Origin of the sequence: Tenacibaculum ovolyticum DSM 18103, from assembly GCF_000430545.1 — a bacterium.
GTDB lineage: Bacteria > Bacteroidota > Bacteroidia > Flavobacteriales > Flavobacteriaceae > Polaribacter > Polaribacter ovolyticus.
The window spans coordinates 1-12,184 of sequence record NZ_AUMF01000029.1 but is presented as its reverse complement, the minus strand read 5'-3'; the positions used below and the strand labels follow the sequence as shown (position 1 = coordinate 12,184).

Sequence of the window (12,184 nt, the reverse complement as noted above, 5' to 3'; positions counted from 1 at the left end):
AATATATACCGAAGAAATTACAGGACAAGACGATGCTTGTAGTTCAGAATATCAAATAACAAGAAAGTGGATGGTATCTGATTGTGCAGGAAACACAACCAATCACACTCAAGAAATAACGGTAGAAGACAATGAGCCTCCAATCTTAATAACAGTACTCAACGATGTTGATGTTAACTGTGATATGATTCCAGAAATCCCGGAATTAGAATTTACCGACAATTGTTCAGGAAAAGATATCGAAACAATTTTTAAAGAAGAAACAACCTCTGACGGATCAGATAATGATTATCAAATTATAAGAACTTGGATTGTTAGTGATACTTGTGGAAATTCAGCAGATTTTAATCAAACAATAAACGTAACAGTTAAAAAAGACATTATAGAAGTTACAGATGCTAAATGTTTTGATGATGGTGTCATTGATCTAAACGATTACATAGATAGTAGTATTCCAAGTGATGGAAAATGGGAAGTTGTAACAGGAGAAGTTTCACTAACAACTGAAGCAACCTTTGATCCTATAAATATAAACTTAGGCGACTATGTGTTTACTTACAAAACTTTTAATGAAGGTTGTTTTTTAACTACAAAAATAACGATAAATATAAACGATAAATGCTTTGTTTTACCTTGTGGAGAAGAGGATGTTACAATATCAAAAGCTGTAACACCAAACGGAGATACTTGGAATGAATTCTTTAAAATAACGGGAGTTGAAACCTGTGGGTATATAATAAATGTAAAAATATTTAACCGATGGGGAGCAAAAGTATTCGAATCAGATAACTACACAAACGATTGGAATGGGATTTCAGAAGGAGTAACTCTAGGAAGTGCAAAAAGATTACCCTCAGGAACCTATTACTACATAGTGATATTAGAAAACAGTGGATTAAAACCATTTACAGGGGCAATTTATTTAGGAACAAAGTAACGCAAAAGTGATGAATTATAATATCAAACGACACACAACAATTATATTGTTTTTTATACTAATATTAGGTGTTGAGGCACAACAATTACCTCAATTTACACAATACATGTATAATACAATATCTATTAATCCTGCATACGCAGGAAGTAGAGAAGTATTAAGTGTAATAGGGTTACATCGAAGCCAATGGGCAGGATTTGGTGAAGGTCCAAAAACCCAAACACTATCAATAAATACGCCTCTTCGAAATGAAAAAATAGGACTAGGACTCTCTTTTATAAATGATAAATTAGGGTATGAAAAATTTACATACCTATACGGAGATTTCTCTTATACAATAAACCTAAATGCTAACCTAAAACTAGCTTTTGGTATAAAAGCTGGCTTTACTCAATACAATCTAGATGAAGAATTAATTGCTTCTGAAGGCATTGATCCAGGAATAAGTGGTGTTAAAAACCGATGGGAACCAAATATTGGAAGTGGAGTTTTTTTACATACAGAAAAGTGGTATGTAGGTTTTTCTGCTCCACGACTCTTAAATGTAAAACATAACGATCTAACAATAAACGGCGTTAATTATGGAGCGATAGATAAGATAAGCTATTATTTAACTGGAGGTTATGTGTTTGAATTAAACGACCAAGTAAAGTTTAAGCCAGCTGCGTTAATAAAAGGAACTAATGGAGCTCCGTTATCATACGACATTACAGCAAATTTTCTATTCAATGAAAAATTTTGGTTAGGCGGGTCTTATAGAATAAATGAATATACGAGTGCTTTAGGAGCTTTAGTAGATTTTCAAGCAACCAAACAAATTAGAATAGGCTATGCTTACGAATATCCGCTATCAGAAATAAATCAATTTTCAAGCGGAACCCATGAAATTTTATTGATGTATGAATTCATAAAATCAAACAGAGTAAAATCCCCTAGATACTTTTAAAGAAATATATATGAAAACAATACTTTCATTTTTAATCATCATTTTATCATTTTTGAACTCTTATTCGCAAAAAAGAGTTGCCGATAAATTTTTTAAAAAATATGCATACATCGAAGCTGCTGAATTTTACAAAACAGCAGTGAAAAAAGGAGATAGTAGTATTTATACATTAACCAGAATAGGTGATTGTTATTACAATAATTCTAATATAGTTAAAGCAATAAAATGGTATAAGTTAGCTACAAAAAATAATAAGAAACTAAATAGTGAGACTATTTATAAATATGCTCAAAGTCTAAGAAGTTTAGGACAATATGAAGCAGCGAATAAATGGTTAAACAAACTACCAAACAACCAGCAAATAAAAGTAGATTACGAAAAACTAAAAATATTAAATAAAGACTCCGTTAAAATAACGAATTTAAAAATAAATACCAGGCACTCAGATTTTGGAGCTTATGTTCATAAACAGAAATTTATGTTTGCATCAACCAAAAACAAAAAAGGAAAAATTTATAAATGGAATAATCAGCCTTATTTAGATTTATACGAAGCAAAAATAACAAGTAAAAAAGGAGCCAAAAAAGTAGCAGATGTAACCCCAATAACATCTACAAAAATAAATACAAGCTTTCATGAATCAAACATTGCCATAACATCAGATGGAAAAACAATGTATTTTACAAGAAATAACCTAACTAAAAGAGAAAAATTAGACTACGATAAACAAGGTACTTCTCACTTAAAAATATTTAAAGCAAGTTTAGTAAATGGTCAATGGGCTGAAATAAAAGACCTTTCTATTAATGATGAAATTTATTCAAACGGGCATCCAGCCCTAAGTCCAGACGATAAAACATTATATTTTACCTCAAATAGACCAAATGGTTATGGAGAAACAGATATTTATAGTGTAGCGATTTTACCAAATGATTCCTACGGAGAACCTGTGAATATGGGAGGAAATATAAATACAAAAGGACGAGAAATGTTTCCGTTTATATCAAAAGAAAATAACCTTTATTTCAGTTCAGACGGACATGATAATTTAGGGCTGTTAGATATTTTTAAAACAACATTGTTAAGTAATAATACCAGTAAGGTAACCAACATAGGAGCACCTTTTAACAGTGGTTATGATGATTTTTCCTTTTTCTTGAATGAAGATAATACGACAGGATATTTTTCATCAAATAGGCCAGGAGGAAAAGGACATGACGATATTTATAGTTTTGAGTCAAACAAATGTCTACAAAAAATAAAAGGAAAAACTTATGATGAAAAAACTAATGAAATATTGCCCTTTACTTTAGTTGAATTAATAGATAAAACAGGTAAAATTATAAAAAGTACGATTACGAAAGAAGATGGAGAGTTTTCATTTGAAGTAGCATGCAATAAAAAATATACTTTAAAAGGAACAAAAAAGGATTATAAAGAAGATTTTAAAGAATTTGAAACAGATAATACAAGAAAAAGAGAAATAACTCAAGATTTGTACCTCATTCCATTAATAATAGACAATGAGATAGTAATTAACCCAATATTTTTTGATTTTGATAAGTCGAATATAAGAGCCGATGCAGCTTTTGAGTTAGAATATGTAGTGAAGGTATTAAAAGACCACCCAAAAATGATTATAAAGATAGAAGCGCATACTGATAGTAGAGGAGTAGATGCTTACAATGAAATCTTATCTGATAAAAGGGCAAAAGCAACTAAAGATTACATTTTGTCACGAAATATTGAAGCACATAGAATACAAAGTGCGATTGGTTTTGGAGAAAAGCAGTTAATTAACAAATGTGCAAACAATATACCTTGTACAGAAGAAGAACATCAGGAAAACAGACGATCTAAGTTTATAATTTTAAATGAATATAACTAGTTTTAACTTTAGTTATAAAAAACAGCTAGTGTGTATTTTAAAACACATACTAGTTGTTTTAAATTTTTAAAAAAAAATTGAGATATTTCCTTTTATAAAGTATCTATAATTAGATACTTTACTTTTTTACAAAAATATTTGTAAAATACCAATTACCTTTTAAGTCTTGTTTAGCCGTAATTTCAAAGTGGGTAAAATCACCTTCAATATTCTTTTTGTGGCTTTTACTTTTTAGCCATGCATTTAATACAGATGAGGCAGATGAATAACCATAAGCAACGTTTTCAGCAACACTTTTAGAGTTTACATTCTTATTTAAATATTCTTTACGTTCGAAAAAAAAGTCGTGTGAAATTTTTTCCTTTTCAATCATATAATTAGTATGATTATTGGTTTGTGATTTTATAGCCTGTAATTTATCTAGTGTAGCATAACCGTTTGCAACTCTATGATTATTTACGAGGTCTAAAACCTCAATTTCAATTGGATTTTCACTAATCTTTTCTGTAGCTTCTATTTGATCTAATTCAAATTCACTATTAGAGGTACATGATGTTATTAATAATGCACACAACACTATTAATAACCTTAGGGGGTAGTTATTCATAACAGGGGAATTGGGGTTATACTCTAAATATACGAAAAAAATAATTTAATAGAGTGTTTTATTCGTATTTATTCTGAAAAAAGGGGATGTTTCAGTTAAATAGCAGCTCTAATAAAATCTTCATATTCGTAGAAAAAAAGTTCAAATTGTGTCATTGTTTCTACATAAAACTCATAGCAATCTCTCCAAGTATTTTTGTTATGAATGCTAAACTTCTTATCGTAAGGAACATAGATGCGAGGAATAATTTTTCTGTTATCTAATTCAAAATTATCATGATAAATTACTTCGGGTAAGTATTCTGTTTCTAAAATGGTTTTTAAAGAAAGTAATTGATCGTATAATAATTCGTTTGCAATTTCATCTGGGTGTTCAAAATCTAAACAAACAGAGGCTGTTTTTCGATCTCCTTGAAATTTAAAAGCAAACCCTTTTATTTTTGTGTTATATAGCAACCATTTTCTTGGAAAAGATTTACCAAAACTTGTCCAAAACTCTTTGCGTATTTGTGCTGATTCTTCTTTACTAAACATTATTGATTTTTTAAATAATTTGAAATATTTCCATTCCAATAACAAATAATACACCTACCATTTTCAAATTTATGTTTACAATTATCATAATTATAGAATCTAAAAGAACATTCAGGGCATAAACGTATCACTTTTGAGCTATCATTATAATATTCGGAATTACACTCATCACAAAAAGAAGTAGGTTTAACTTTCTTCAATATAAGAACTGTTTACCCGTGTATTTTAGCAAGTTTACCACGTTCTCTCATCATTTCGGCTTCAAAAGCTAATAAATCACTCCATTTTTTATCAACGATTTCTCTATCTTGGTATTCACGAGCGAACCCTAAAAAAATAGTATAGTGGTTTGCTTCAGAGATCATTAAGTCATTATAGAATTTAGATAATTCTTGATCTTCCATATTTTCTGAAAAAACTTTAAAACGTTCGCAACTTCTTGCCTCAATTAAAGCAGCAATTAACAAGCGCTGTACTAATGCATTTGTACGGTCTTTTGTTTTAGTAAAGAATTTTTGCAATTTAATAGCATAATCGTTTTTTTGTTCTCTACCTAAAACCATTCCGCGTTTTACCATAAAGTCATGAACCATTTTAAAATGCTCCATTTCTTCAATAGCAATTTCGCTCATCGCTTGTACTAATTTTGTTTCTTCAGAGTAGTTTATAATAATAGAAACAGCATTAGAAGCTGCTTTTTGTTCTAAAAAAGCATGGTCTGTTAATATTTGTTGTAAGTTGACTTTTGCAATTTCTGCCCAAGAAGTTTCGGTTTCAAATTTTAATCCTAACATGTTATATATTCAAAAATATGGATTGCAAAATTATGAATTATAAAATAGAGGAAAGAAAGTATAGGTTATCTTTTTAGTTAAAGTAGTAGTTGTTCTATTTTAGATGTTTCCTAGTTTTTTTTGCTCGACTCAAATCGGCCAAAAGAATTTTCGTAATTCCTTTAATTTTTTCTTTTAGAAAAGTTATTCCAAAGAAACAATATGGTAAATGAAAAAACTATGGCTAAGATATAATCCATATTCTTATATGATAACTGTTAAGTGATTATTGGTCATTTATTTTCGTATTTGTTACAGAATTTATAAAAAATAAGAGTAAAATGAGAAAAAATGTACTAATTAACGATTAAAAGGGATAATTTTTTTCTTATCGCTTTTATAAAAAACGTAACTTTGAGCTACTTTAAAAAATTGATTAAAAGAATTGTTTTGTTATGAGAAAAATTGCGAAAATACTAGCATTAACATTATTTGTGTTTGTAGTTAATGCATGTAAAAAAAAGGTAAAAGAAGAGAGTAATAGTGATGATTATAGTGAGTATGTAGCATTATTTCCAGAGAAAATGATTTCTACTGCTTCTGATTTTGAATTTACACTTAAAAATACACCAAAGGTAACTACAGTTAATGAAGATGTTATTACGGTAGTCCCTAAGGTTAAGGGAAGTGTATTATTGGATGGAAATAAAATAATATTTACTCCTTTAGAAAAGTTAAAAAGTAATAAAGAGTACGCTGTAACATTACACTTGTCTAAATTATATGATGATATAGATAAAGGATTAAAAGACTTTACAGTTAAATTAAAAACAAAAGAATTACTTTTTAATATTACTTTATCATCTCCTACTGTACTTAGTAAAGACATATATGCTGTAGAAGGAGTCTTAAATACAAGCGATGTTATTGAATCAGAAAAGCTTTTAGAGTTAATAAAAGCTACCTATAATAGTAAATCGACTCTAATAAAATTTGAAACTTCAGAAAAGTTTGTTTCACAAGCCTTTTTTAAAATAGATAGTTTAGAAAGATTTGAAGATGATAGAAATTTAAACATATCCTGGAGTGGTAGTGCTATTAATTCTAGTTCAAAAGGAGAGCGAGAATTAACAATAACAGGAAAAAATAATTTTAAGGTTTTAGATATTAATGTCGCTAATACAGGTAAACAGTATATAGAAATTAGTTTTTCAGATCCAATAAAAAAAGTGCAAGATTTAAATGGATTAATTCAGTTTGCTAACACTCAAAAAAGAAAGTTTACTTATAAGGTAACAAATAATATTGTTACTATTTATCCGAAGTCATCTTTTAGAAGTAAGGCAACGATAGAGATTTTTAAAGGAATTAAAAGCACTAATGGATATACTTTAAAAGAGGCTTATACTAAAACCTTACATTTTGAAGAGCTAAAACCTTCTGTGAATTTTATAAAAAGTGGAACTATAATTCCTAATTCAAAGAATTTAAAAATTAACTTTAAAGCTGTTAATTTAAAAGCTGTTGATGTGTTAGTTTATAAAATATATAAAAATAATGTATTACAGTTTTTACAGAATTACAATTTAGGAAATCAAGGTAACATACGTTATGTAGGTCGTCCTGAGGCTAAATATACTGTTAACCTTACAAATCAAGGTCTTGATTTAACGAAAGAAAATGCTTTTGCTATTGATTTAGCTGAAGTATTATCTGTAGAAGACGGAGCAATGTATAGAGTAGAGTTTTCTTTTAATAAAGAATATTCAAATTATTCTTGTAATGAAACTATAAGTAATAGCACTATTGTATATGGTAAAAAAGAGGTAAATACTAAAAAGTACGATAGCCCTAATTATTACAATAATGATTATTATAATGATTATAACTGGAGCGAAAGAGATAACCCATGTACAGCATCTTATTACTACCGTAATACGAGTAAAAGTATTAACATATTAGCAACTAATTTGGGGGTAATCGTTAAAAAAGGAAATAATGAAACTACTTTTATTGCTGTTACAGATTTATTAACAACCCAGCCAGTTTCTGATGCCACAGTAACATTATACAATTTACAACAACAGCCTATTGTAAATATAAAAACAGATAAAGAAGGAATTGCTAATTTTGAAGGAATAAAAAATGCTTTTTTTGCTGTTATAACAAAAGGTAAAAACACTACTTATATTAAACTTAATGACGGAAATTCATTATCGATGAGTAAGTTTGATGTTTCAGGAGTTAAACTACAAAAAGGAATTAAAGGATATATTTATGGTGAGCGTGGTGTTTGGCGTCCGGGAGATCATTTATTTTTAACCTTTGTGTTAAATGATAATGCAAATCCGATTCCAGAAAAGCATCCTATTAAATTTGAATTGATTAATCCGCAAGGAAAAATCATTGAAAGAAAAGTGCTTTTTAAGAACATAAATAATGTGTATAGTTATGCACCAAAGACAAATAGTGATGCAATTACAGGAAATTGGAAATTACGAGTAAGCGTTGGTGGAGCTGTATTTAATAAAACGCTAAAAATTGAAACGATAAAACCAAATCGCTTAAAGATTAAGTTACAAATGAATAACGATTTTGTAAAAGCGAATACTTCAATAGAAGGAGATGTTGATGTAAAATGGTTGCATGGTGCAATTGCAAGAGAACTGAAATTAGACATTAATGGTAAGTTTACGCAATCTAAAACAGCATTTTCAAAGTTTAAGAATTATAATTTTGATGATGTTACTCGTAGGTTTAGAACAGAGGAATTTAAAGTATTAAAAGGAACTTTAAATAATGAAGGAAAAACAAGTTTTTCAGTAAAACCAAAATTAGATAGTAAAGCTCCAGGAATGTTAAAGGCGAGTTTTATAACAAAGGTTTATGAAAATGGAGGTGATTTTAGTACCGATGTTTTTTCTAAAAAGGTTTCACCTTATAAAACGTATGTAGGTATTTTAAATGCAGAAGAACAGCAATCTAAGAATTTTTTATTTACTGATGAGAAATATACTTTTAACGTAGCATCTGTTAATGAAGATGGAGTAGGGGTAATGAATGATTTAGAAGTAAAGGTATATAAATTATCATGGCGTTGGTGGTGGAGTACTTCTGATGATGGACTTTCTAATTATGACGGAACGCGTCATCATCAAACATATAAAACACTACAAGTAAAAACAAATGCTAGTGGTAAAGGTTCATTTGATTTAAAAATTAGTGAAAGAGATTGGGGACGTTACTTAATAAAAGTAACTGATAAAAAAAGTAAACATATTACATCTAATATCGCTTATTTTGATTGGCCATCTTGGTATGGGAAGAAAAAAGGAAGTCAAGATAAAACGAATGCGACTATGTTGGTTTTTACAACTGATAAAGAATCGTATGAAGTAAATGAAACGGCTACGGTAAAATTCCCATCTTCAGTAGGAGGTAGAGCTTTAATAACGATAGAGAATGGAACTGAAGTCTTAGATCATTTTTGGGTAGAAACAACAGCTAAGCAAACTGAATTTAATTTTCCAGTACTAGCAAACTATACGCCAAATGTATTTGTAAATATTTCATTATTGCAAAAACACAGTCAAACAGTAAATGATTTACCAATTCGTATGTATGGTTCTATACCAATGTTGGTTAACAACCCTGCAACTAAATTAGCTCCAGAAATTAAATTAGCAGATGAACTAAGACCAGAATCAATCGCTAAAATTAATGTAAAAGAGAAAAATGGAAAGGCAATGACATACACCATTGCTTTGGTTGATGATGGTTTGTTAGACTTAACTCGCTTTAAAACACCAAATCCATGGAATACATTTTATGCACGTCAATCATTAGGTGTAAAAACTTGGGATGTTTTTGATGATGTAATAGGGGCTTATGGCGGAAAAGTAAATCAGATATTAAGTATTGGAGGAGATGAAGCTGAGGCAGGAAGTAAAAATAAAAAAGCCAATCGTTTTAAACCAATGGTTACTTATTTAGGACCTTTTAATTTAGAAAAAGGAGGAAGTAAGGATCATGAAATTAAAATACCTAAGTATGTTGGTTCTGTACGTGCAATGGTTGTAGCTACAGATGTTAAAAACAATGCGTATGGTAGTGATGAAAAAACTGCTTTTGTTCGTAAGCCTGTTATGATTTTGGCATCTTTACCTCGTAAAATTACACCACAAGAAACGGTAACTTTACCTGTTACAGTATTTGCAATGCTACCAACAGTCAAAAAAGTAAAGGTTACAGTGCAACCAAATGAATCATTTACAATTGTAGGCAATAAAACTCAATCATTATCTTTTAATGAACCAGATGAAAAAATGGCTTATTTTACATTAAAAGTAAATGATTTTAAAGGAATAGGTAAAGTAAAAATAGATGCAGTTTCTGGAAATGAAAAAGCATCATATGAAGTAGAAATAGATGTTTTAAATCCGAATCCAATTACTACCGAAGTAAAAGATTTAGTAGTGAAATCTAAGGAAAACGGTGAGTTAAATTTTACAACATTTGGAACCTATGGTACGAATAGCGCAAGTATTGAGTTATCTACATTGCCTCCAATGAATTTCACAAAACGTATGGGATATTTAATTCAATATCCACATGGTTGTGTAGAGCAAACTACTTCGAGTGCATTTCCGCAGTTATTTTTACCAGAGATTTTTGAATTATCAAAAGAAAAGCAACAAGATATTGAAAGAAATGTAAAAGCGACTATTAATCGATTATCTAATTTTCAAGTTTCAAGTGGCGGATTATCATATTGGCAAGGAAACGGAAATGCAAATAGTTGGGGTACATCGTATGCAGGTCATTTTATGATTGAAGCTGCTAAAAAAGGATATGCCCTACCTATTGGTTTTAAATCTAAATGGATTGGTTACCAAAAGCAACAAGCACGTAATTGGAGGAATAATTCAAGGTATTATAATAATGCTTTATCACAAGCATATCGATTATATACCTTAAGTTTAGCGAATAGTGCTGATGTGGCATCAATGAATAGATTGCGTGAAACAAAAGGAATTTCGAACGAAGCAAAAATGCGATTGGCAAGTGCCTATGCTTTAATAGGGAAAAAAGCAATAGCTAAAGGGATTTTGAAAGGATTAACAGCAGATAATTATAATAAAAGGCGTTATTCTAATTACGGTTCTGGAACTCGTAATAAAGCAATGGCATTAGACACTTATATTTTGTTAAACGATGAAACTAAAGCTATTAAATTGGCAAAAGAAATAGCAGAAAGTTTATCTAGTGAAAAATGGATGAGTACACAAACAACAGCTTATAGTTTGTTAGCAATGAGTAAATACGCACTACAAAATGGTGAAAATACTGGTATAAATGCAAGTTATTCATTAAATAAAAATTCTAAAACTATTTCAATTTCAAAAGCATTGTATGCTGAAGATATTGAAGATGTAACTAAAGATAATGCCTTTAAGATATCTAATAAGAGCAATGGAGTGCTATATGTACGTGTTTTTAACAAAGGAATCTTACCTGTAGGTGAAGAAAAAGTAATTCAAAATAATTTAGAAACAACAATAACTTATAAAACAAAAGGAGGTAATCGTATAACGCCAGACAATTTATCGCAAGGAACTAATTTTGTAGCAGAAGTTACAGTTAAGAATACAACTAATGATGTCGTAGAAAATGTAGCGTTAACTCAGTATATTCCTTCTGGTTGGGAAATTATAAATACTCGTTTTACTGATTTTGGTAATAATACAACATCATCAAAGGTAGACTTCACAGATATTCGTGATGCTAGTATTAGTAACTATTTTACTTTAAAAGGATATGAAACCAAAACTTTTAGAGTATTAATAAATGCATCGTATTTAGGGAGTTATTATTTGCCAGGAGTACAAGTAGAAGCAATGTATGATAATGATTATATAGGGCGTACAAAAGGTAGTTGGATTAAGGTAGTTAAGTAAAAGAGGTATTGAATAAATTAAAAAACCTAGTTACTTGTTAAGTAACTAGGTTTTTTAGTTTAGATTAAGTTTTTAAAACTAGTTAAAGTTCATGTAGTTTTACATTTTTTATTAAAATGTGTTTTTTATTTATGTATAAATAAATTAAGTTATTAGAATTAAATATTATATAATCATGTATTTTAAATTGTACTATAATAGAAGGATGAAGTGATTTTTTAAAGAATAATATATGTTATGGCATGCCATTTTTCCAAAATGTCGGGCTTTCACTACTCGCTTTTTTGGCGAATTATGCCAAAAAGAGCTCAAACAAGCCGTTCAATCCCTCACGCAGCATTAGAAAAATAGATAAGGCTTAAGTTTTAAAAAATAATATGGTTGCTTAATGTGTTCATAAACAGTATAAAGAGAAATACTTCAAAAAAAAGATAAAATAAAGCATTGCTATGTTAGAAAAGGAATCTATATTTGCACCCGCTAAGGGAAAAACATAGGTTTAAGATTAGCAAAAGTTCATTAAAAAGGTTGTTATTATATTTT

The 12,184-nt window shown here is 29.3% G+C and carries 7 protein-coding genes; 4 read left to right on the top strand and 3 right to left on the bottom strand.

All coding sequences use genetic code 11. The features are described from left to right. The 3 genes from H518_RS19635 to H518_RS0109855 all read left to right on the top strand — a co-directional run. Nucleotides 1–937 (top strand): gliding motility-associated C-terminal domain-containing protein (locus H518_RS19635; RefSeq protein WP_043706822.1); only part of this gene is annotated, 937 nt, incomplete at its 5' end. A gap of 10 nt (nt 938–947) precedes the next feature. Further along, entirely contained in the window at nt 948–1,883 is a 936-nt protein-coding gene (locus H518_RS0109860; protein WP_043706821.1) for a PorP/SprF family type IX secretion system membrane protein, read from the top strand. A gap of 10 nt (nt 1,884–1,893) precedes the next feature. Then, nucleotides 1,894–3,771, top strand: coding sequence for an OmpA family protein (locus H518_RS0109855; protein ID WP_028888900.1), 1,878 nt, complete (start codon nt 1,894–1,896; stop codon nt 3,769–3,771). A gap of 118 nt (nt 3,772–3,889) precedes the next feature. Here the strand turns inward: H518_RS0109855 and H518_RS0109850 are convergent, their stop codons facing one another. From H518_RS0109850 to miaE, 3 genes are all read right to left on the bottom strand, one after another. Further along, nucleotides 3,890–4,378: a CAP domain-containing protein gene (locus tag H518_RS0109850; RefSeq protein WP_028888899.1), complete on the bottom strand. Its 489-nt coding sequence runs from the start codon at nt 4,376–4,378 to the stop codon at nt 3,890–3,892. Nucleotides 4,379–4,473: 95 nt separating this feature from the next. Further along, nucleotides 4,474–4,911 (bottom strand): DUF4268 domain-containing protein, encoded by a 438-nt coding sequence (locus tag H518_RS0109845; RefSeq protein ID WP_028888898.1) that lies wholly within the window; start codon nt 4,909–4,911, stop codon nt 4,474–4,476. A 212-nt stretch (nt 4,912–5,123) separates the two neighbouring features. Continuing rightward, on the bottom strand, nt 5,124–5,705 hold the full coding sequence (gene miaE / locus H518_RS0109840) for a tRNA-(ms[2]io[6]A)-hydroxylase (protein ID WP_028888897.1): 582 nt from the start codon (nt 5,703–5,705) through the stop codon (nt 5,124–5,126). A gap of 434 nt (nt 5,706–6,139) precedes the next feature. On the opposite strand from miaE, the gene H518_RS0109835 reads away from it, so the two are divergent. Next, nucleotides 6,140–11,641 carry an alpha-2-macroglobulin family protein gene (locus H518_RS0109835; RefSeq protein ID WP_028888896.1) on the top strand — a complete coding sequence of 1,834 codons (5,502 nt, stop codon included), beginning with the start codon at nt 6,140–6,142 and terminating at the stop codon, nt 11,639–11,641. Nucleotides 11,642–12,184 lie beyond the last annotated feature (543 nt).